This is a genomic window from Bacteroidota bacterium, from assembly GCA_026391695.1.
Lineage (GTDB): Bacteria > Bacteroidota > Bacteroidia > Bacteroidales > JAGONC01 > JAPLDP01.
Window position 1 is genome coordinate 1 of record JAPLDP010000029.1, and the last position, 24,398, is coordinate 24,398.

Here is a 24,398-nt window from a genome sequence, read left to right on the forward strand (position 1 = left end):
ATATGCTGGTATTCCGGCCGGTAAAAGGTACTAAACCGTTTATCACCTGGAATAAATCGGGTGACAGTCTACAAGTTGAAATGTATGGCGGCAGGAAGTATTTTCTTGTCGAAACCTATGCGATGGGTTATGTGGCGATTGGGAAATTGAATCAATCACGCACGACGTTTTTTGTGCAGATCCCCCGTTTCAGTAAAGTAAAGATTATAGTACAGTCCGATTCTGATAATTTTCTGGCCATATTTCATGTGCGTGATCAAAGCATGTTCCGGTTCATGCCCGGCGACTCCCATGCGGGTTGGTTAAAAGATTCATTCATAAGCGCCGAAGGTATTGATGGCTCCGGCAATTTGTATATACTGAAACAAACTGCATTTGACCGGTTTGCCGGTAAAAAGAAAAAGAATTACTTTGTCATCCGGAAAAGGGATTTTGCAAAATTATAAGGGGTTTCACTCAAAAGCGGGACGCGCGCCAGCTGAGGGAATTAGTCGATTTGTCGATTTTACAATAAGTTTCTTCTGACATTATAATTTAAACGAATCCAGATTTTGCCTACAATCCCAAATCAATAAAATAATAATCTCTTTTTTACCAATTCGATAAAATATCTTATAATCACCTTTGATGAGTACCCGCACATGATCCATTTCCGTTTTCCTTCCTAAAAAAGGATGTTTATAAAGAAGGGAAACAAGATCTTTTACCTCTCTATTGAGGTTGGAACTATATGTTTTTGTCCCATTTCTAAGGTAATAAAACTCAAGAATTTTTTGAAAAACAGAAATAGCACGGTGTGTCCAGATTATTCGCTTAACCATTTTTCTGTTTTTGCGAAAACCTCATCATTTGACTCCACCTTTCCGGAAAAATATTCTTCCAGGCTCTCCTGAACGACCTGTTTCTCAAAGGAGGTCAGTTCATACATAATAGCCTTTTCATTGCCGGCAATGCCGTAAAGATATTCTAATACCTCCTGGTCACTTATGTCGAGTATCCTTCGGATTAATTGATTTTGTAACTCATTCGTTGACATTTTGGATGTTTTTACAAAGTTACTACAAAATTTCGTGACTTATAACGTTAGATATGTAACTTTGCTGCAATATTCAACTATTCGCAGAGGAGCTCATGTCAGGTGTCATTCAAATTCAAAAATCATTTCCACTTCGCCTTCGCCTTATTGTAGAACATCGAACATCGGCCATCGACAATCGCCCAATCATCATATATCTATGTATTTTTCTTTAAGGATAATTTTCCCATTATTTTATTAGAGTTCCTATCTTATAAATACTACCTTAGTGAACTCTTAAATCTTTCTCCGATGACCAGATATCTATTTCAATCCGTGATACTGATAATTTTATTGCTCTCCGTGCATCAGCAAATCAATGCACAACAGATTGATATTGACCGCATCGAAATGATGCCCAATATGCCTCAGCCTTATGAAATGCGCGATTGGAAGTCAGTTGCCAGGAGATATGATTCATTGGTCTTTAATCTGGAAGCAACCGGACAGTATCTGCCGCTTACAACTATTATCGAAAACACCATCAACTACCCGGAACATCCTTCATTTGGGATACAGTCGTATGTGGGTTCCAACAGCCTTCCGGGCCAGGAAGCCATAAACCTTATACCGGCAGTCGTTGGAGCGACCCTGGCAGGAATCGATAAGAGCGATCAGTCAGGATATAACTGGGCACTGATGTGCGAAGAATTTTTTAATAAAAGGCCGGAAGAAAATGTCTATCTGAACAACCCAGTTGCGAGTTCAGGGGATGATTGGTGGTATGAGACAATGCCGAATGTTTTCTTCTATCAGATGAATTATTTATATCCCGGCACCGGTGATTTTGATTATCAATTCGTGACTGTTGCCGACAGGTGGCTTGAAGCAGTGGAAGCAATGGGTGGAGATGACACACCCTGGAATGAGGCTTACATGAATTACAGGGCATTTGATCTGTCATCCATGACACCGCTCGTAGAAGGGGTGAAAGAGCCGGAAGCGGCCGGTGCCATAGCCTGGATCCTTTACCAGGCTTATCATGTCACAATGGATTCAAAATACCGTAAAGGAGCTGAGTGGGCGATGGAATTCCTTGATGGCTGGAACACGAATCCTGCCTATGAATTACAGCTTTCTTACGGAGCTTACATGGCTGCCCGTATGAATGCAGAACTAAGTACTACCTATGATCTGGAGAAGATAATGAATTGGTGCTTCGATATTGGTCCGTTGAGGCAATGGGGAGCCATAGTCGAAAGATGGGGAGGCCAGGATGTACAAGGACTCATCGGTGAGGCCGTGGAGGAATATGAGGGATATGCATTTAATATGAACGGAACGGAACAGGCTGGTGCGCTTGTTCCGTTGGTAAGGTACGATGACCGGTTTGCAAGAGCGATCGGAAAATGGACATTGAATGTTGCCAACGCAACACGGCTCTTCTATTCGGCATACCTTCCGGATGATATGGAAGATAATGAAGATTGGACGGAAATATACGACCTTCATTCCGTTATAGCTTATGAGGCCTTACGTGAGAATATTGCCGGCCCGTATGGCACCGGTGATGCCATGTCAGGAAACTGGGCAGAGACTAACCTGGGTTTATACGGATCATCTCATGTCGGGATACTGGGGGCTTTGATCGATACGACCGATGTGCCGGGAATACTCAAACTGGATCTTCTTGCAACAGATTATTATCATGATGATGCATATCCATCTTACTTAATTTATAATCCATACGAAGAAGAAAAGACAGTCGTCGTTCACTTCACAGAAAATCCGTTTGATATTTATGATGCCATATCAAACCAGGTGATCATCACCAACGCTTTGGGAAGCACTTCAGTGACAATCCCTTCCGATAGTCCGGTTATAGCAGTGCTTATTCCATGCGGCTCGATCATCGAATATGACCTCAATAAAGCATTGGTAAATGGTATTGTGATTGATTACAACTCAGGAAACCCTGTGGCTAACTATCCTCCAAGGATCAAGTCGGTTGCAGTATCCGATACGTTAGTCCTGACAGGGGCAGAGATCAGCTTATTTTGTACGGCCACTGACAGGGAAACCGTCGATCTGACTTATTTATGGGAGTCGGAAGATGTTATCGTCGGATCGGAAAGCCAAGTAACAGTGACAGCTCCGCCGGAACCGGCAATCCTTGTTTTTAAATGTACGATAACAGATGAAGGAGGATTACAGGCAGCAGATTCAATAACAGTCGACGTTGTTGAGACTATCAACTACCCTCCTGAAATCGAGTTGATGACGGTTTCGGACAAGTACATGGAATTGGGCGATACAGCTATCATTCTTTGCAGAGCAACGGATCCGAATGGAGATTCTCTTTCATATATGTGGACCGCTGATGGAGGATCGATCCAGGGTAATGACAGCACGGCAGCTTACACTGCGCCGGATATCGAAGGAATATATATTATCTCCTGTACAGTTACGGATACAGCCGGAGCTTCAGTATCGAAAAATATTTCAGTTCTGGTGAATAATCCCGGTAGTGGTCAGACAGGGAATCTGGTGGCAAGTTATGAGTTTGCCGGTAACCTGTTGGACCAGAGCGGTTACGGCAATGATGGAGCACCCGTCGACGTAGAATATGTTGATGACATGCATGGTAATCCTTCCCAATCGCTTTCATTTCCTTCCTCTACAAGTATGGTAAGAGTCGAAAATTCCGATATTCTGAATTTTCGTGAGGGACTCTCATTCACCGGATGGATTTATATAGACAATTTTTTCGACAGGGAATCATATATTGTTTCTCATGGAAATTGGAATAACAGGTGGAAAATATCTTTAGGAGATCACACGCTGAGGTTTACCCTCAACGGAGAAGCGGGAATAATCGACCTGGATATTAACAGCCTTCTCGAAGTGGACAGATGGTACCATTTGGCCGCAATATATGATGGAACTTTTTGTCAATTATACCTGGATGGATCACTTGATGCTTTCGCCCAGTTTCAGGGTAAGATCAATACAACCACTTATGATCTGGTCATGGGACAGTCATTGCCCGGACAGACCGGGTTCGATTTTAAAGGGAAATTAGATAAGGTGAAGATTTTTAACTATGGTATCAGCCATGAAAAAGTTTTGGCCATCTTTGAAGAAGAATCTTCCGAGATATATGAAGATCAACTCGATGAGAAGCGTATTCACGTATTTCCGAATCCTGCTTCAGATGTCGTAAATCTGGTATTGAACCTGGATCGGGAAATCCGGGTTGATCTGAATATTATACGACTGGATGGCTCCTCCGTTTACAAGATGACTTATTTACCTGATAAAAGTGGCGCAACGATTACAATTCCTGTCAAACGCCTCAGTCCCGGTATTTATTTGTTACTTATCAGCAATGGTATGACCCTGTTTCCGGAAAAACTTGTTATAATACGCTGACTTTTAGCGATTTTTAATTGACCTCACCCCCCGCCGGGGGTGAGGTGGTTTGGTTAAATTCCCTGCAGCTCGCTGCGGAATTTGAGTCCAAAGCCTACTCTGGGATTCATACCAATTGATTCGCTTGCTAGAAATATCTGATAATATTCTTATTATTTTTATATGTAGTCATATTATTTCATTATTTCTATTGTATGTATCCTGAATTTTCTATACCTTTGAAAAAAAGATTAAACCTGATATCGCATAAGTGCGCATCTAAGATAAATTTTAGATTTCAGGCTTTGAATTGTTGAAATGAACTTCTAATTAAAAAGTTTATGAATAAAGGTTTACTCAAGGGGCTGGCCTTCTTTTCTTTTATGCTTGTATCGCTTGCTTCCATATCACAAACCATCCAAGGAGTTATAACGGATGAAACGAATTCTACTATTCCGGGGGTATCTGTCTATGCTTTAAATACCACACTAGGGACTGCCACCGATTTTGAAGGGAAATACCGACTAGTCATACCCGAAGGAAAGATTGCAGGCGATTCGATCACAATCGTTTATTCTTTTATTGGATATAAGACCGAACAACGCCGCATTCCCAACAAACCTTCTGCATCCCTCATTATGGACATTGTATTAAAGACTGAAGTCGCCACGCTTAATGAATTAGTTGTGGTGGGATATGGAGTTCAGCGAAAGAGTGATGTAACCGGTGCCATTTCAACCATCAAAATAAATGAGATCACGGACCAGCCGATCACACGGATCGACCAGGCTTTGCAGGGTAAAGCTGCAGGGGTGCAAGTGAGCTCCACTTCCGGCCAGCCGGGCGAAAACATTAAAGTCCGGATCAGGGGTATCGGGACCATCAACGGCAACGATCCTCTATATATTGTAGATGGCGTGCCGACACAAGATATTTCTGGAATTTTGAATCCGGAGGATATCGAATCGATGACGGTATTGAAAGATGCTTCATCTGCAGCTATTTACGGCTCAAGAGCTGGTAACGGTGTGGTCATCATCACTACGAAAAAAGGAGTAGCCGGTAAGCCTGCCTTCAGCTATAATTTTTACGGCGGTATTCAGACTCATGGCCACCTGACAGAAATGACCAATACTGATGACTATATAAAGATATATAATGAAGCTGCCCTTGCAGACGAAAGGGAAACTATACCTGACGCGATAAGATCGCAGCTTTCCAACACCGACTGGATGAAGGAAATCTTTCGTCCTGCAATTATACAAAATCATGAAATATCTATAAGCGGCGGGAATGACCGCACAACTTATTTCGTTAGTGGAGGCTACCAGAAGCAGGATGGGATCATGCTTAATTCTGCCTATGAAAGAATAAACTTCAAAACAAGTATTTCAACTATACTTGCGAAGTGGGTTACGGTTGGATCAAATGTAAACCTGTCTTTCACCAAACAAAACCTTGTAGGCAGTTCGGGCGATGGATATGGCGGAAACGGAGGCAGTGTCGTTCGGTACGCTTTCTTCAGAAATCCTGCTATCCCCGTTTATGAAGCTGACGGAAGTTTTTCCGATATTCCCACGTTTGATGGGTACAGCCTCGCACAAACGATTATGTGGTTCGGTGATGGTTACAACCCGGTTGGACTGGCGGATAAATATGACTGGACATTGAAAACATACAGGATGTTCGGGGATGTCTTCGCTGAATTCACTATCGTGAAAGACCTTAAATTCAAATCAGATCTGGGGGTTGATGTCACTTTCAGTGATGAGAAACGCTTCAACGAAAACTGGGGAACTGATGGAAGGGTTAACAGCCCGAATTCACTCAGTGTAGGAACCGGAATCGGGTTCACTTACAACTTGACCAATACGCTGAACTATACGAAAATATTTAATGAAAAACACCATCTCAATTTCCTGCTCGGGACCGAAGCCATAAAGAACCAATCAAACGGACATGGCGCTTCCGACCGTGATTTTCCTGATCAATCGCCAAATATGAGATACCTTGGCAATGGTCTGGTCCTCAACAAAAACGCATACGAATACGCTTCCGGCTGGGCTTTGTTGTCTGGTTTTGCACGAGTCAATTACAATTTTGATAATCGCTATTTGGCAGAGGGGGTTATACGTTATGACGGATCATCACGATTTTCTCCTGAAAACAGGTGGGGTGCATTCTATTCCGGCTCACTGGGATGGAATATTCGCCATGAAGCATTCATGAAAGACTTCGATTGGTTGAACCAGATGAAGTTAAGGGTTGGCGTCGGTCAGACGGGAAACCAGGAGATAGGTCTTTATAATTACCTGTCTGTTGTAAGTGATGGCTACAACTATCCTTTCAGCAACAATAATAATTACGGTTACGCCGTATCTTCCCTGGGAAATATAAACACCTCGTGGGAAACCACAACAACCTATGACATTGGTCTTGATCTGGCTTTTCTTGATGACAGGCTTACATTTATCACAGATTATTACTGGAGATATACGACAGATATGCTAATACCCGTATCATTGCCTGCCAGCGGCGGAGACGCAAATCCACCTTGGGTCAATGCAGGCGAGATGCTTAACCGCGGTCTGGAATTAGAGTTATTTTGGAGAGAAGAACGTGGCGGGTTCAAATACGAAATCGGAGGTAATTTCTCCACCCTTCACAATGAAGTTCTGTCCTTAAGCAATGGCCGGCCGATTGCTGCCGGAAGGATCGATGATGCAGTCTATGCAACCCTTACCGAAGTGGGTTACCCGATTGGGTCATTTTACATCTATGAGATGGAGGGAATATTTCAGAATGAATTGGATATATTCACCCATGCGTACCAGGGGCCGGGTATTAAACCAGGTGACGTAAAATTCAAGGATCAGAACGCCGACGGTATAATCGACGAAAAGGACAGGGCACATGTAGGAAGTGGCATTCCCCGTTATATGTATGGTATGACTGCTAATCTGGCATGGAAAGGATTTGATCTTTCGCTTTTCATCCAGGGTGTGGCGGGAAATGATATCTATATGCAAGTAAATCAAGATATTGAAGGATTCTACAGAGGATTTACTGTCACCCAAAGATATTATGATAACCGCTGGACGGGAGACGGCTCGACCAATGAATATCCCAGGGCATCATGGATAGGCTCTTCCAATAATAAAAAGGCTTCTACAAGATTCCTTGCATCAGGCTCTTATGCAAGATTGAAGAATGTGACGCTGGGTTACAATTTTAAACTTGGTGAAAACTCTTCTGTCAAGTCTATGAGGGTTTATATCAGCGCGCAGAACCTGTTAACGATCACAAAATACCCGGGACTTGATCCTGAGATGTACGATAGTGATAACCTGAAGAGTGAAATTGTTCATAATGCCGATTTGGCACCAGGGATAGACTGGGGAACATACCCTCTCTCCAAAATATACACATTAGGATTCAATATCCGGTTTTAAATAATAAATAAAATCAAATGAGGCGCATAAACACAAAAATTATTACGCTGTTAGTCCTTGTATCGGCAATGCTGCCGGGATGTCAAAAATTTCTGAATGAAGACCTCCTGGGAGAACGTTCAGACCAGCAGTTTTACAAGACTGCCAACGATGCTGAACTTGCCCTCACAGGCATTTACAATGTTCTATCCTTTGCCAATTCTGACAACAGGATATGGGTTTTCGGCGATGTAGCTTCTGACGATGCTGCAAAAGGAGGAATTCCGGGCGACCAGGCCGATATAGGTTTGATTGACGATTTTAATGTTTCAACAGATAATGGCAACCTTGAAACAGTCTGGGTCGTTTACTATGAAGGAATCTCTCGAGCCAACAAGTTGCTTGACAATATCGACGGCATTAATATGGACGTCGAACGGCGCAACCAGATCAAAGGAGAAGCAAAATTCTTACGTGCCTACTTCTACTATTGGCTGGTGAATATTTACGGTGATATACCGGTACATCTCACCACGCCCACCACGGAAGAGATGCAAAGAGCAGCTACACCGGTCGCCGAGGTCTGGTCATTAGTAATAATTCCGGATTTAACAGCGGCTGCAACCTTACTGCCGGAAACATTTACAGGCAAAGACCTGGGCAGGGCAACAAGCATAGCCGCATACGCTTTCCTGGCTAAAGCATATTTATTCAATGAGCAGTGGTCGCTGTCGGAGGAGGCTGCCATGAATGTCGTGAATTCCGGCTTACACCAACTGGCTTTAGTATATAAGGATAATTTTACATACGCTACAAAAGATAATTCTGAAGTGATTTTTGCCGTACGACATCTTGCGGGGCAGGATCCTGGGCTTGGCAACGGTATGAACTCGTGGTTCGCCCCCAGGGCTCAGAATGGTTATGGCTTTGATGCCCCCACGCAGAATTTTGTGGATGAATTCGAGAAAACCCCAACGGGCATTTACGATCCCAGGCTGGATTATACGATTGGAAGAGAAGGCCAGATATGGCTGGACAGCAATGTGATGTTTAATCCGGATTGGTCACCAACAGGATATTTACAGAAGAAATATATACAACCCCTTGCTGAAGTCCCGAAAGAAAATAAGGACCAAGGGCAACTCCATTATATATTCCTCCGGTATAGCGATGTAATATTAATGCTTGCTGAAGCGTTAAATGAACAGGGTAATACGGCTCAAGCCGAGCAATATATCAATATGGTCCGACAAAGAGCCCGCGAATCTTATCTGTACGATACCAACCTTCCGGGTTATGGGACAATCCCGGATGGCCTCTTACCAGATATCTCCGGCAGCAGCCAGTCATCATTAAGGGATGCTATCAGGCATGAAAGGAGAGTCGAGCTCGGATTTGAATTTCACCGGTACTTTGACATTATAAGATATGGAGAAAATTATGCAAATGAAGCTTTTTCAGACAAAGAAAATTTTGACTACTCAAAATATAAGCATTTCCCCATTCCTCAAAGTGAGCTGAATACGAATTTTGAATTATAATATTTTTAATACTAACAAAACCAATTACAAACTTAAATTAAAAAAAAATGAAAAAAAGTACAATTTTGATGTGGGCAATTATTCTCCCACTGAGTCTGGGTCTGTTTATCTCAGGATGTAAAAAAGACAAAAAAGAGGAATGTCCGACTGTAAATTACACAGTGCTTGACGCTACTATCCAACTGGCAGTGGATTTGAATGCTGCTGCCGTTGAAGGAACTGCATTGGGCCAGTATCTGGCAGGTGCTAAAGCTGCTCTTCAGACTGCTAAAGATCTGGGAAAGAATGTGCGTGATACAGAATGCGTCACACAGGCTGCACTGGATGCTGCCAATACGAACCTTGGGGCTGCTATTACTGCATTCGATGCTCAAAAGATCACTGATGTTTCACCTGCAAACCTGATAGCACATTGGCTGTTTAATGGAGATGCAAATGATGCTACGGCTAACGGAAATAATGGTACGCCAACGGCGGGTCATACATTCTGGGGCGGTGGCACAGCTCCGCAATTGGTTGCCGACCGCTTCGGAAATGCCAATTATTGTTATCACTTTGACAAAGGTTCCAATATTGAAGTGCCCTATTCCACTGCATTAAATCCTCCGGATATGACAATAAGTCTTTGGATAAAAATGGAAGAACAGCCTAACAATGATTACATTATTGCAATGAACCGTTGGAATGGGTGGAAACTGAATCTCCAGGATGCGAATTTCTTATTCTTTACTATTAAGACTAATCAAGGTATTTATGACAGAGATAGCAATCCAGGGGCAATTTTGCCCGATGTCTGGACATATGTCACCGTTACCTTTACAGATGGATTTATGAATTTTTATATCGATGGAGAATTAGCATTAGCATGGGACAATACTCCAGGAATTCCAGCGGCTGATGGTACTATCAACGTATCAATCGGATCAGATCTTCCGACCAGCGTTTATTCACCGGATGATACAAGTCCGTTCTATGTGAATTGGGGCGGCTACTTTAAAGGCAATATAGATGATGTCAGGTTCTATAATGTTGTTCTTACAGCAACTCAGATTACCTCTCTCTACAACTACGAAAAAGATAATGTAGTAGAATAAGTCAATTCTGCAATTACTGAAATGGTCGCCCTGCCCAATCAGGGCAACCATTTTTTTTGCTAAATTTGGCATTATCAGACAGAAAATGAAAAATAGAACAATTTTGATGTGGGCAATAATTCTCCCACTAAGTATGGGTCTGTTTATCTCAGGATGTAAAAAAGATAAAAAAGAGGAATGTCCGACTGTAAATTACACAGTGCTTGACGCCACTATCCAACAGGCACAGGCATTGCATGATGCTGCCGTTGAAGGAACTGGACCGGGCCAGTATCCGGTTGGTTCTAAAGCCGACCTTCAAGTTGCTATTAACCTGGCGCGGGGTGTGCGTGATAAAGAATGCGTAACCCAGGCTGAACTGGATACTGCTAAAACGAATCTTGATGCTGCTATTGACATATTCGAGGCCCTGGGATGTCCGATTGTTGATTTCACAGAGATTGACACTACTATCCAACAGGCACAGGCTTTGTATGATTCTGCCGTTGAAGGAACTGAACCTGGCCAGTATCCGCCAGGTGCTAAAGCTGACCTTCAAGTTGCTATTAACCTGGCGCAGGGTGTGCGTGATAAAGAATGCGTAACCCAGGCTGAACTGGATACTGCTAAAACGAACCTTGATGCTGCTATTGACATATTCGAGGCCCTGGGATGTCCGATTGTTGATTTCACAGAGATTGACACTACTATCCAACAGGCACAGGCTTTGTATGATTCTGCCGTTGAGGGACCTGAACCGGGCCAGTATCAGCCAGGGTCTAAAGCCGACCTTCAAGTTGCCATAGACCTGGCGCAGATTGTGCGTGATGCAGAATGCGTAACCCAGGCTGAACTGGATGCTGCCAGGACAAACCTTGAGACTGCTATTGACCTATTCGAGTCGCTGCAATGTCCGATTGTTGATTTCACAGAGATTGACGCTACTATCTTGCAGGCACAGGCTTTGTATGATGCTGCCGTTGAAGGTACTGAACCGGGCCAGTATCCGCCAGGTGCTAAGGCCGATCTTCAAGTTGCTATAGACCTGGCTCAAATTGTGCGAGATGCAGAATGCGTAACCCAGGCTGAACTGGATGCAGCCACGACGAACCTTGAGGCGGCTATTAATGTATTCGAGGCTAAAAAAATTCCCGATTTATCATTTGAAAATATGGTTGCTCACTGGATGTTCAATGGAGATGCCACTGATGCCACAGCCAACGGGAACAATGGCACGCCAACGGCGGGTCATGTATTTTTTGGCGGTGGTGCAGCTCCGCAATTGACTGCCGACCGCTTCGGAAATGCAAATTATTGTTATCATTTTGACCAGGGATCTAATATTGAAATACCCTATTCCACCGCATTAAATCCTCAGAGCATGACTATTAGCCTTTGGATAAAAATGGAAGAACAGACTAACAATGATTACATTATTTCATTGAACCGTTGGAATGGCTTTAAACTGAACCTTAACGACGCGAATTATTTATTCTTCACTGTGAAGGCGATTTTTGGAGGCAATGATGTTTATTATGATCGGGATAGTAATCCGCATGCGATCACTGCTGATACCTGGACTCATGTCGCTGTAACCTTTGCCGATGGATTTATGAATTTCTATATCAATGGAGAATTGGCAAAAGCATGGGACAATACACCCGGAACTGCGGTGGTTGTTGATAATATCAACCTGTCAATCGGATCAGATCTACCCACCGGCGTTTATTCACCAGATGATACCAGCCCATTCTACGTTAATTGGGGTGGTTACTTTAAAGGCGATATGGATGATATCAGGTTCTATAAAATTGCCCTTACCGGGGCTCAGGTGGCCTCAATATACGACTTCGAAAGCACTAACGTAGTGGAATAAGTCCATTCTGCAATTACTGAAATGGTTGCCCTGCCCGTTCAGGGCAACCATTTTTTTTGCTAAATTTAATCCCATCAAGCAGAAAAGGAATGAAAAAGATATTATCAATTCTTCTCATCTTATTTCAGGCAATCCTGATAATATCCTGCAGGTCCGGAACCGATAAAGGAGAAATGCTTATATGGTCTTCAAATAATTCCCAGGAAATATCCTATCTGTCTGAAAAAATTGAACAATGGAATTCAGCAAATCCTGACAGGCAAATCCGGTTCCAACCTATCCCTGAAGGGCAATCCAGCGAAGAGATCATACTTGCATCAGTAGTCGGAGGAACCACCCCGGCAATCTATGCCAACATGTGGCAGGGAAATATAGAAATGTATGCCCAGGCGGGAGTGCTCATCAGGCTTGATACGATGCCCGGATTTATCGAAACAATCACTGAAAGGTGCTCTCCTGAAGCGATTAAAGAGATCACATCTGCCGATGGGCATATCTACCAGGTCCCTTGGAAAGTGAACCCAATCATGATGCTTTACAATGTGAAAATTTTTCAGGAAGTGGGTCTGGAAAAATTCCCCCGGACATATCAGGAATACATGGAGGCCGCCGGGCTTATCAGTGCAGATAAAAACAATGATGGATATTTCGACCGCTGGATATGTTATACAACAGTCCAGCCAATATGGTACCAAAGACTTTTCAATTTCTATCCCCTTTATCTGGCAGCAAGCAACGGGGCATCGCTCATCGAAAACAACAGGGCTGCCTTTAATAATCAGTATGCATTTAAGGTGTTTGCCTTTCTTCAGGATTTATACAATAAAAACTATTTGTCACGACAACAAATGACGTCCAGTCAGGATCCTTTTATCATGGAAAGCGTAGCTACCTTGATTACAGGACCTTGGGAGGTTCCTTACCTGGAAAAGTTCAAACCGCCGGAGATGGAATATGAATTCATGCCCATGATGGTGCCTGAGGAGACTAACAGTCCGGTTTATACATACGGCGATCCAAAAAATATCGTGATCTTTAACACGTGCTCCGATCCCCTCACCGCATGGGAGTTCTTAAGGACGCTTATCAGCGAAAAGGGTGATTTCGATCTGTTGCGTGTCACCGGTCAATTCCCCAGAAGGAAGAACATTTCCACAAATCCTGTTTATGAATCTTTCCTCAATGAAAATCCCAAGCTAAAGCCATTTGCCATGCAGGCGGATTACATAAAGGGTGTGGACAACCACCCTCAGATAGTGGAGGTTTTTGACATCATCTCTCAAGAATATGAAGCTTGTGTGCTCTATGGAAGAAAAACACCTGAAAAAGCCGTGAAAGATGCTGCCGACGCTGTTAATGTCCTGCTAAATGGATTAAAGTAAGATCACTTAATAACGTCTTCTGTATCAGCATCAAAAAACACCGCATTTTCCAGATTGAAATGGAGAGTTGCGTCACTCCCCGGATTCAGCCGGCTGGAAGGAGAAAGACGTGCAATCAGTGGGGTATCTTCCGCATTGGCATATAGCAGTATTTCACTTCCCAGGTGCTCAACACCTACCACTGAAACATGCATTGAACAGCAGCCGGACACATCTACAGGAGCGTTTTCAGTTATGTTTTCCGGACGGATTCCTATATAAATATTTCGGTCATGATATCCTTTTAACCTCGACACCACACTTTCAGGTAATTGCATCAATTCTTTCCGGTTTTTACCGGCAAACATGTTCCCGCTTTCTATCTTGCCGTAGAGGAGGTTCATTGGAGGTGAGCCAATAAACCCTGCTACGAAAAGATTCTGAGGATGGTCATAAAGTTCCATGGGAGTGCCAATCTGCATGATAATGCCATCTTTTAATACGATGATCCTTTCACCCAGTGTCATAGCTTCCGTCTGATCATGGGTTACATATATCATGGTAGAGTTTAGCCTCCGGTGAAGGTTTTGCAGTTCAATACGCATCTGGACACGAAGTTTTGCGTCAAGATTGCTGAGTGGCTCATCGAAAAGGAAGACCTTCGGTTTCCTGACAATGGCTCTTCCTATGGCTACTCTCTGGCGCTGCCCACCCGACATTTCGCCGGGCTTGCGTCCAAGCAGATGAGTTATTTCTAAAATCGCTGCAGCCTCACGTACCCTCTTATCGATCTCCTTTTTGTTCATTTTCTTGATCTTCAAACCAAAGGCCATATTCTGGTAAACCGTCATGTGAGGATAGAGTGCATAATTCTGAAAAACCATGGCAATATCCCTGTCTTTGGGTAAGAGGTCATTGACACGCTGGCCGTCAATCAGGATATCGCCGCCTGTAATGCTTTCCAGCCCCGCAATCATCCTGAGGATGGTTGATTTGCCACATCCGGAAGGTCCGACAAGCACAACGAATTCTTTATCATATACTTCGAAACTCACATCTTTGACGACTTTGGTTTTACCGTCGTAACTTTTGCTTACATTCTGAATGCTAACTCCTGCCATAGAAATTTTTTTTATAAGCCAAATATTTTTTTTGGAATCCGGGATATCCTGCAAGCCAGGTCAAGCTCCCCGGATGCAACAATAAAGTGGTCATTACATTCTGCTATGCCTGTGGTGAACACTACATCTTTAAGGTATATCTTGTCCTTCATTCTTTCTGTCAGGCTATCCATGGCTTCAAGGACCGGCCTGGTGTCATCGTGCTGAAGGATTCGCCACGGTTCAAACTTATCCAGCATTGCCCAATATGTGCGATATATACCGACTTTGCCCTTGTTTTCCACCCCGTGGTAAAGCATGAGCCATCCTTTATCAGTAAGAATTGGGGGGGTGCCTCCACCGATACGGTTACCAAAGCCGGATCCTGTTCGCGGACGAATGAATGCTTTGTCAAAAGGCTTCCAATGCATCAGGTCGGGCGAAGTAGCCAGGTTTATCGATGGCCCTGGTATCCATTCGGAAGATTTGCCGGTGACAAAATATAAAGAGCCCAGCGGACGCGTCAATGCATAGTACTCATTACCCACTTTTTCATTGAAAATGAGCATATCCTTATTCTGGTGATCTAGGATGATCCCCTTAAACCTGTAATTGAGGCCATCATTACTTTCAAATAAAGTGGTAGCATGACGCTCAGAACTTACAGTACATGTTGTCATGTAATATTTATTGCCTATCTGCGATATCCGCGCATCCTCTATTCCATATTCCTGACTTGAACGATCAGGAGCAATCGCTTTGTCATAATGCACTTCTGCGATGCTTCTTCCATCTGGCGAAAGCTCTACCGGAAGCAGCCACGACAATGAAGTGAGGGCATATACAATATTTGGCTTGAATCGCTTCAGCGTAAATTTCCTGGGATCTTCGGTTTCAACTTCATCAAGGGCATAACGATCGATGACATACCTTCCGTCCTCCCATCGAATAGTATGGATATGTCCATCCTTTACCGGCTCAGATAATGCTTCGGCAACACGCACCATGAGGAGGAGGTTGCCGTTCGGTAATCTGGCCATGCCCGGATTAAAAGATCCCAGGACGTATGTATCCTTTCCCAGGCTGGTTCGCAAAGGAGATTTGTTCAGGTCAACATCGTCGGGTGAAATTATGATCCAGTCGTCTATTTGTTCCATTCCTTAAATCTTATATAAAGGTTTACCCGTTAACGGATCCTGTGGATATCGCTTACACATGGCAGCCAGGATATCTTCATGACTAAAGCCGACGTTCATAACAGTATCATTGCCACCATAATAGATCCTTATCATACCGTTATCATTCCTTATAGCACCGCATGTAAACACAACCTGCGGTACGTGAACATATTCCTCGGGCCCTACTCTGCAATCATCCTTCGTCGGAAAGACAACAGGTATAGACGATACTTTTACCTTTGAGGGATCATCCAGGTCGTGAAGGGCAACACCCAGGACATAGGGATTTCCGTCCATTGTTGACCTTACGCCGTGAAAGATGCTAAGCCAGCCATGCCTGGTCTTTATAGGTGGTGCCCCGGGACCAATCTTATGCTGAAAAGGGCTTGGCCCACCTCCCTGCCGCATCACAGGTTCATCATAGACCTCCCATACGTTGTTTTCCAGTGCTTCCGCCCGGGCAAGCCGTATTTCCTTAAAAATTCCTCCCTTGTGGCCTGACAAGGGATCGTCGTTGGGACGCATGAGTGCATAAAAATAACCTCCGATCTTTTCGGGAAATATCACGACATTGCGCATATCCCGATCCAGTATAGGGCCATGCCGCAGAAAGGTGATAAAATCATCGGTCGAAGCCAGGCATACCCTTACCCTGTCCTCAACCATTCCATGATAGGCGCTGTAAGTTATATAGTATTTATCTCCAATCCTGCTGATACGGGGGTCTTCAACTCCGCCTGCTTCCATTTCAATCTGTGGATAGATATCGCTGCTGTTGGCGAAAATGTCGTTTTCGTCACAGGGTTTAAGTGCCGGCCGGTTATCTACGTGCCAGTCAGTCAAACCGTCACGGCTAATTGCTTTACCTATAACCGAAATACCGTTGCGTAAATGACTGCGGAAAAGCATCATTGTCATTTTTTTGTAAATAGCTACACCTGCATTATGTACGGTTACCACCTTCAGGTGAGGCTCATTCCACTTTTTATTCACCTGAGAGGAAGATAAAATAGGATTTCCCTCAAAGCGCACGAAGGGACAGGCTGCACTCAGCCTATATTCTTTATCGCCGATATTAATCGGCCTTTCCTCAATTGCCATATAACTCTACTATATTAATTCCCATCTTTTCAAGAGCCTGCAATGATAATAATGCCTCAATGGTTGACTCGGCCCCTGAATTCATGTTTATCTCCTTATTACTTACGATTCCGTCGAAACACCTTCCGGTTGCAGGATCCCACATCACCTTGCCGGCAGGATTTTTCCCTGCAAACCAGGCGGCAGCTTCCTTAGCCATGCCGAGGTACTTTTCTTTTCCCGTAATTCGGTATGCTTCTGCACAGGCATAAACCATCGGCCGGATACCATAGGCTATCTGGGGAAATTTTTCTTGTTCTATAATCTCATAATTTCCTTCCCTTCTCATGATAGTGAAATAATTCAGAAACCCGTTTTCAATGAGCCAGGGATAGAAATTGTCCACTTCGATCAAAGCTTTATCAATGATGTTAGTGTCGTTTAACAAATTACCTGCCCTAAGCAGAGCATAAGCCTGTATGTTGCCGTATGCATGCCAAGTATTGTTCCAACTAAGGAATGCGCCGTAAGGAAAATTCAAGCTGTCGCCGGCCTGCATTACAAGGATCCCTTCAGCCAATTGCGCTATCAATTCAGACGCACGGCCATCATTAGTCCTTTGGTAATATTTTTCAAGAGCAAGGATCAGGACTCCAGCCTGGTCAGAAGCCGTTTTACCAGGAAGCCATGACGGCAACCGGACACCTTCGACTTCACTAATCGCTCTGTCGGCAGATGCCAGGTCTTCAAATATTTTCTCCGCAAGTTTATTACTTGCTTTTTCAATCTTTTCAACATTTCTTGCACTTTTGGCGGCGAATTCTTCCAGTGCCCAGAAACTTCTCCATGACCACCAGTCGGGCTGTGCCTGTGAAGTCCTGTAAGTTTTATTTATTCTCCCGTTGTCCCAGATGAAATTATGGAAGTATCCATTATCCGATTGCATATAAAGAATAAAATCTATCATCTCATTCAGAATGACATTACGGGATTTGCCATTGCCCTCATCAGGGCAATTAACGAGAAGTACCACTGCGCGCGCCACGTCGTCCACACAGGCAAAACCCTCTTTTGGTTCGATATTATAATTGTAGTCAGGAAATTCGCTGTATATGTGGACAATTCCAGCCTTAGTGCCATTTTTCAAATTCACTTCAGAAAACAGGTGATCAAGATGACTCATATTCAGTTTTCCGCAAATGATATCAGGTCCCTTGGCATTTTCGATGCATCCCGGTAGAAATATCGATAAGGCAATGAATATTTTAAAATTCCTTAACATCATCTTAAAAGTTCATCTAATAAAAGATCCGTTTCAATCCAGGCAAATCTGTAGCGTGAATCGGACATAGCATAAGGTATGAAAAGCTTATCAGCACTGATCATCCCTCCGCTTGAATAGACTACGTTGGGAACATACCCTTCACGCTCATGCTTTGTAGCAGTAATGATGGGGCGATCCAGCCTTGAAATGATCCGGGTAGGATCTTCCAAGTCAAGCAAAGCAGCACTGATATAATATTCACGGACAGGGCCCACGCCATGCGTAAGCAAGAGCCATCCCTTTTCCGTTTTAATAGGTGAACCACAGTTTCCGATCTGCACTAACTCAAAAGGATACATCGGCTCCATCAACAGTTCATGGTTGTCCCATCTGTAAAGATCATCAGAGAACATGATGGAAATACTATCACCGCCCTGCCTTGAAATGATCGCATATTTACCATTGATCTTTTCCGGGAAAATGCCCATGCCCTTATCACTTGCAGAGGCACCGGTGAGAGAACGGATCTTAAACGTACAGAAGTCTTCAGTCTCCAACAGCCTGGACTGAATATTTCTTCCGTCATAAGCAGTATAGGTTCCATAGAATCTTATCCCTTTCTCATCGTTGAACTTTACAAGTCGGACATCTTCCATTCCCATACTCTCTATGATGGTACCGGGAAAGATGACCCGTTCTTCGATAAAGGAATCCTGATCGAACACGAGGTTATAATCCATACCGCCGTCACCGACCGGTATATACTCACCAAGCACATTATAAGGAGTTAACTGAGAAAGACTTATTGATCCATCCGGGGAAAGGATCCCAGTCTGGAATACAATGCTGGAAACATGTCCCTCGCCTGTGGCCCTGAGGCTCATCACAAACCTGGTCTCTCCTTTTTCGAGGCCGGATTGGTCAGGATGAGGCACTATGGAAGGATTGAACAATGCAGCCGACTGAATTGAGTATTCCTTACTGAGCAGGGCGCCCGCCAGGAGTTGCCTGGATTCATCAAACCGCTTGTCCGAAGTTCCCTGTCCGGCGTAAATATAAAAGTGTCGTTTCAGTATTGTATCGAATTTTTTATGCCGGTACCCGAATTTTTTATGGACCGATGAGAGCATTTCCTCTACTTCAGCATCTGTAAGGCCGTCTATCCTTTTGAAAATCCTCTCAACCCTTTCGGAACCGGGCAGGATAAGAGGTAGAAGGATTACCCGGCTTTGGTCTGCTTTTAATATGATCTGGCTTTTATGTATCATTGAATTTTTTTTAATCTTTAAGTCCGCTGGAAGCCATACTTTGGATGAAATATTTCTGGAAGAAAGCATAAGCAATTATGATCGGGGCTGCGAGAAATACTGCCGAGGCCAGCTTGACACCGAGCTGCGCCTCCGCCCTTCCGCCCACTGCAAACAGGGTCACCATTTGCGGTAGCGTCATCAGGTTTTCATCCCTTATTACGATAAGTGGCCACAGTACTTCGTTCCAGGATGACATAAAAACAAGTATAGCCACAGTTATGATCGTAGGTTTGATATTCGGCCACAGTATTGAAAATACTATTCGCATTTCGCCGCAACCATCGATATGTGCGGCATCGATAAGTGCCTGCGGAATGGTCTGGAAAGCCTGTCGGAACATGATGATGGCCAACGCATTAACCAGGAAAGGGATGGTCAGGCTCAGGTAGGTGTCGATCCATCCGAATTTCACCATCAATATATAATTGGGGATCAACGTGATCAGGAATGGTAACGACATGGTAAAGATGAGGATGATAAAGATCACACCGCGGCCACGGAAACGCATCCGTGACAAAGCATATCCTGCCATCGATGAAAAGACCAACGCCATCCCGGTATTGATGAAGGAAACGATGATGCTGTTCAGCAAAGCCCGTTCAATCGGAATTTTCGAGAACATCGACCTGAAATTATCAAAAGTCAGCTCAGGAGGAAAAAATATAAGATTACCGATATGCTTCTCAGGAGTGAAAGAGGCCATGAACATCCAGTAGAAAGGATAAACAAAGCTGAGGGCAGCCGTTGTCAATACCAGATAGAACAATATTTTCCTGACAGTAATCATTCCTTAATCATGCCTTTCTTTTTCAATAAATCGCTTCTGGATAATTATGACAAGCACAATCATCAGCGCAAAGAAAAGTCCGAGTGTCGCAGAATATCCCATATGGTAATATTCAAAAGCTTCCTTATAAATATATAAAACCGCTGACAAGGTAGAGTTCATAGGGCCACCACCGGTCATGATGTAAGGTTCGATGAACAGGGAAAATCCACCAAGGGTGGATAGAACTAACACCATGAAAATGGTAGGATTGATCATTGGTATGGTGATTTTTGTGAATTTTTGCCAGTGAGAAGCTCCTTCAAGATCTGCTGCGTCGTAATATTGTTTCGGTACTGTTTGGAGTCCCACAAGGAAGAGGATCACGTAAAGGCCGACATTTTTCCAGGTAGCCATCAATGCTATTGAGATCATTGCAATATCCGGATCGGTGAGCCAGCCCACCTTTCCAAGTCCGGCAAAAACAAACAAACGGTTAATGATCCCATTCTCGTAACCAAGCAATTGTTGCCACATGATCGTCACCACGACCCCGGAAATAACCACCGGCATAAAAAAAGCAGCTCTGAAGAAACCCCTGAATCGGATCTTCTGGTTCAGCACTTCGGCAAGTGCGAGCGCGATGATGATCTGGAGAGGAATGTGAACGGCAAGAAATCTCAAGGTGTTAAAAATGGATTTCCAGAATAACCTGTCGCTTATTACATGCTTCCAGTTGCCCAGTCCGTTCCATTCCAGCGGACTGATGATATTCCAGTTGAAAAAAGTAAGGACGATTGAGAATATAACCGGAAAGGTTGTAAATACCAGCAAATGAAGCAGGTATGGAGAAACCATCAGATATGGCAAATATCCCTTATTCAGTTTCTTCATCAGTTTCTTAACCGATTATTTGAGCTTTTTTTTCTGACTCCCAGGCCATCTTCAAAGAATTAACACCATTCAATCCGGTTATGACCCTCTTATGACCTCTGTCGTGGATCCATTTTACCTGGTCGGCTATCATTTCCCGAAGGATGACCTTATAAATATCTTCTTTCTTAGTATGCTTCCCGTATTCCAGATGAATCATCTTATCGACGATATATTCCTTGAAGTTCCCGTGGCAAATCCTGTTTTCCCCTTCATATTTTTCAATTTCTTCAATTATCGCTCCCGGGAAAAGCTCCAGCCATATCAGTTCTTCTTCATTGGTTATCAAACCTTTAATATTCACCCGCACAGGCACCCATTCATGCAACGTCACTTCTCCCCTTTCAAAAAGCAAACGCAGTTCCTGCCTGTCCATCCTTTTGGGTTGATCAAATCCATGGTATAAATTTACAAGCCCGCCAGCATACAGTCCGACTGCTTGTACACGGGAAAAGAAAGTTCTGTAATAACCCGGCCTTTTTACTTTCTGCGACGAAATTAAGGTTCCTTCACCAAACCAGCCCTCAAACATATCGAAGAAATGTACGGCATGTTCGATAAATATCCCTCCGCTGATTTCAGGACTCCACATCCAGTGACCGGGGCTCAGCGCTTCATCAGAGGCATAATTCTCAAAGTAACCATGCAGGAATTCACCCAGTAACTTTGATTCGATCAGTTTTGAAACTTTCCGGTACAGGGGATTGTATCGCTGCATCAAATTAACCACATAGAGCAGTCCTTTCTTCTCAGCTATTTCGTATAGTTCCACTGCATGAAAGGGCTCTATGGCCGCAGGTTTCTCGCAGATAACATGCTTGCCGGCCAAAAGGGCCGATTTACTTTGTTCATAATGAAGATTTGGAGGTGTTGAAATATAAATGAGATTGATATCAACATCACCCAACATTTCATCCATTGAATCAAAAATCCTAGTACCGTATTTTGAAGCAAAAGCACCGGATTTCTTCGCATCAACATCAAAAACACCTGCCACTGAAATATTATCATTCTGCAGAAAAGCATCTACGGAAAACATTGAAAAAGAACCGGCTCCAACAATGCCTAATTTAAAAATCATAAGACTATTCTTTCAGGCGCATTTTGTTATGTAAATGTAAAGTTTTTACAGGATAACAAGGTAAATAATACACTAAGTACATGACAAAAATTTACAATACTCCAGTTGAGGTAAACGTTTCCTCCAGCCGAGGCGTATCTATTTAGCTCAGCAAGAAATTACGCCGATTTGGATTATTTGATAGTGATTATCCCGGAAACGCCTAAATTAATAGCATACTGAAGGAATTCACGTTACAAACGCTTAATTATCAGGCACGCGTTACAAACGCGCGCCAGATGTGAATGAAAAAAAGGTGCCTCATTTTTGAGACACCCTCTTCAATCAGGTGAAAATCATCCGATTACTTCCCGAATTTGAAATCAAGTCCAATAGCATAAGCTTGTGTAAACTTTCCATAGGTCGTCGTAACAGGAATGTATGTAGCGTCAAGGATATGTCCCAGGTTCGTTGAACCATCCTTATAAAAGGCAAACATGGCACCAATGTTAAGGTCAATTTTCGGGGTTATTTTCCAGGCTCCTCCAAAGCCGACAGCATTCGATGACGTGCTGTAGCTGAGATCGGACTGATAGAACTGGTTTGTGCCATCCTTTGAATAGAGATACCCTGCGCTGACCAGTATTTTCTCGCTGATATCGTATTGCAGTCCAACGCCAATTTCCCAGAAATTTTTATCGATAATCGAACTGTTGGTGGGGTTATCCTTCTCGAAAGTAAGCGTATCTGACTTACCATAATATGCATTTTTGTCCCAGTAATAGTTAAAGTCGGCATAAGCTCTGAGTTTTTCGGTCACAGGGTATGAAGCACCGACAGCAAGCATAGCCGGCAAGTCGCTGCCCGATTTTTCCTTGTCGGGAAATTCACCGGTACCATCCACTTTTGTATCGTTTTCGACATCAATCACTGTTAAGAATTCATATCTCAGGCTGAGAGTCAGTTTTTCCTGAAAAGTCAGGTTTGCAGCGATAATTGGTGTGAATCCATGGCCTTTTTGTACGACGTCGACCTCCTTATCACCGGTTTGTGCGGCAAGTCCGGTCATTTGAGCAGCTCCTGCAGTAGCATTACCGGCTACTGTTGTAAATACCACCTGAGCCTGGCCAATTGGAGTTTCAATTGGTTGCTCTGCACCCTGAAGAGCTTGTTCGAAGGATGCCTGCTGTTCAGGAGTTATGTAACCGGCAGCTGCAGCCTGAGCAAAGGTTACATCACCTAATCCTGCGGCAGCCAGATTGCTTGCACCGGTGGCAGCAGTATTATAACTTGTTGCAACACCAGTATAATATTGAGCCATGTCATTGCCGAATGCATCAGCTTGTATAAATAATCCACCCCCACTTGCAGGATTGATCATGATATTCCGTATTGATCCTTTATAAGTGTTCTTTACGGTCACATACCTTACGCCAGCATAAACCGAAACCTCGGGACTGATCTCATAGGATAATCCGGCCTGATAACCAAAGTAAACAGAGGTACCTTCAAAACTGATGTCGACCTTGTAATCGGTCACACCGGCAGAAGGACGCAGGGCTGGAACCAGATCGGAAATAGGAATCGCAAAAGATGGTACTCCTTTGTCATACTCAGCGCTGCCGCCGCCGCCAATGGGATTAAAACCAAAGGAGACTGCGAATTTACCAAACCTGTAAGCTGCATAGATACCAGGGAAGAAAGGTGCTGATACCTTACCGGTATACTCAGCTTCAGGTGCGCCATGTAAGAAAGGGTAATTACTTGTTACAGTGTTGGTCTGAAAAATCGATTGGTTGTTAATAGACAGAAAAAGACCTTTCTGCAGCTTTGTAAGACCGGCAGGGTTAAAATACACGGCATCAATGCCGAGTGAAGCGTTCCGTGCCATGAGCCGGGCAAAGGCCGCACTCTGGTTGGTGTTCGTCACGATGCCCCCTGCCAACACATGCAGACTAAGTGTGGCAAGTGCAAAAAACAAGAATAATGCTTTTTTCAT

Annotated in this window: 17 protein-coding genes; 7 read left to right on the forward strand and 10 right to left on the reverse strand. The window is 43.7% G+C overall.

Translation table 11 applies throughout. From position 1 onward, the window contains the following. On the forward strand, positions 1-446 hold a 446-nt coding region (locus NT175_02920), incomplete at its 5' end, for a hypothetical protein (GenBank protein ID MCX6233663.1). A 359-nt stretch (positions 447-805) separates the two neighbouring features. On the opposite strand, the gene NT175_02925 is transcribed toward NT175_02920, so the two are convergent. Next, on the reverse strand, positions 806-1,036 hold the full coding sequence (locus NT175_02925; GenBank protein ID MCX6233664.1) for a hypothetical protein: 231 nt from the start codon (positions 1,034-1,036) through the stop codon (positions 806-808). A gap of 291 nt (positions 1,037-1,327) precedes the next feature. Here NT175_02925 and NT175_02930 point away from each other — a divergent pair, with 291 nt between their 5' ends. The 6 genes from NT175_02930 to NT175_02955 all read left to right on the forward strand — a co-directional run bounded on the left by NT175_02930 (position 1,328) and on the right by NT175_02955 (position 13,729). Next, a complete protein-coding gene (locus NT175_02930) occupies positions 1,328-4,447 on the forward strand; it encodes a laminin G (protein ID MCX6233665.1) in 3,120 nt (1,039 codons plus the stop codon). A 320-nt stretch (positions 4,448-4,767) separates the two neighbouring features. After that, complete coding sequence (locus tag NT175_02935) at positions 4,768-7,878, forward strand: TonB-dependent receptor (GenBank protein ID MCX6233666.1); 3,111 nt, start codon at positions 4,768-4,770, stop codon at positions 7,876-7,878. A gap of 17 nt (positions 7,879-7,895) precedes the next feature. Next, the gene (locus NT175_02940) at positions 7,896-9,398 is read left to right on the forward strand and encodes a RagB/SusD family nutrient uptake outer membrane protein (GenBank protein ID MCX6233667.1); all 1,503 of its coding nucleotides are present in this window, start codon (positions 7,896-7,898) and stop codon (positions 9,396-9,398) included. Positions 9,399-9,445: 47 nt separating this feature from the next. Next, positions 9,446-10,492, forward strand: coding sequence for a LamG domain-containing protein (locus tag NT175_02945; protein ID MCX6233668.1), 1,047 nt, complete (start codon positions 9,446-9,448; stop codon positions 10,490-10,492). Positions 10,493-10,577: 85 nt separating this feature from the next. Continuing rightward, entirely contained in the window at positions 10,578-12,347 is a 1,770-nt protein-coding gene (locus NT175_02950; protein ID MCX6233669.1) for a LamG domain-containing protein, read from the forward strand. Between the two features lie 89 nt (positions 12,348-12,436). Further along, complete coding sequence (locus NT175_02955; protein ID MCX6233670.1) at positions 12,437-13,729, forward strand: extracellular solute-binding protein; 1,293 nt, start codon at positions 12,437-12,439, stop codon at positions 13,727-13,729. 2 nt (positions 13,730-13,731) lie between these two features. Here NT175_02955 and ugpC read toward each other — a convergent pair whose 3' ends face one another. The 9 genes from ugpC to NT175_03000 form a co-directional block, all read right to left on the reverse strand. Beyond that, a complete protein-coding gene (gene ugpC / locus NT175_02960; GenBank protein MCX6233671.1) occupies positions 13,732-14,829 on the reverse strand; it encodes a sn-glycerol-3-phosphate ABC transporter ATP-binding protein UgpC in 1,098 nt (365 codons plus the stop codon). Positions 14,830-14,840: 11 nt separating this feature from the next. Beyond that, on the reverse strand, positions 14,841-15,965 hold the full coding sequence (locus NT175_02965; protein MCX6233672.1) for a glycosidase: 1,125 nt from the start codon (positions 15,963-15,965) through the stop codon (positions 14,841-14,843). A 3-nt stretch (positions 15,966-15,968) separates the two neighbouring features. Beyond that, positions 15,969-17,087, reverse strand: a complete 1,119-nt coding sequence (locus tag NT175_02970; protein ID MCX6233673.1) for a glycosidase — start codon at positions 17,085-17,087, stop codon at positions 15,969-15,971. After that, positions 17,077-18,351, reverse strand: a complete 1,275-nt coding sequence (locus NT175_02975; protein MCX6233674.1) for a hypothetical protein — start codon at positions 18,349-18,351, stop codon at positions 17,077-17,079. Before NT175_02975 ends, NT175_02970 begins: the two co-directional genes overlap by 11 nt. Next, positions 18,348-19,598: a glycoside hydrolase family 130 protein gene (locus NT175_02980; GenBank protein MCX6233675.1), complete on the reverse strand. Its 1,251-nt coding sequence runs from the start codon at positions 19,596-19,598 to the stop codon at positions 18,348-18,350. Before NT175_02980 ends, NT175_02975 begins: the two co-directional genes overlap by 4 nt. Positions 19,599-19,608: 10 nt before the next feature. After that, a complete protein-coding gene (locus NT175_02985) occupies positions 19,609-20,427 on the reverse strand; it encodes a carbohydrate ABC transporter permease (GenBank protein MCX6233676.1) in 819 nt (272 codons plus the stop codon). A 3-nt stretch (positions 20,428-20,430) separates the two neighbouring features. Further along, positions 20,431-21,300 (reverse strand): sugar ABC transporter permease, encoded by an 870-nt coding sequence (locus tag NT175_02990; GenBank protein ID MCX6233677.1) that lies wholly within the window; start codon positions 21,298-21,300, stop codon positions 20,431-20,433. A gap of 7 nt (positions 21,301-21,307) precedes the next feature. After that, positions 21,308-22,420 (reverse strand): Gfo/Idh/MocA family oxidoreductase, encoded by a 1,113-nt coding sequence (locus NT175_02995; GenBank protein ID MCX6233678.1) that lies wholly within the window; start codon positions 22,418-22,420, stop codon positions 21,308-21,310. A gap of 343 nt (positions 22,421-22,763) precedes the next feature. Continuing rightward, positions 22,764-24,398: an outer membrane beta-barrel protein gene (locus NT175_03000; GenBank protein ID MCX6233679.1), complete on the reverse strand. Its 1,635-nt coding sequence runs from the start codon at positions 24,396-24,398 to the stop codon at positions 22,764-22,766.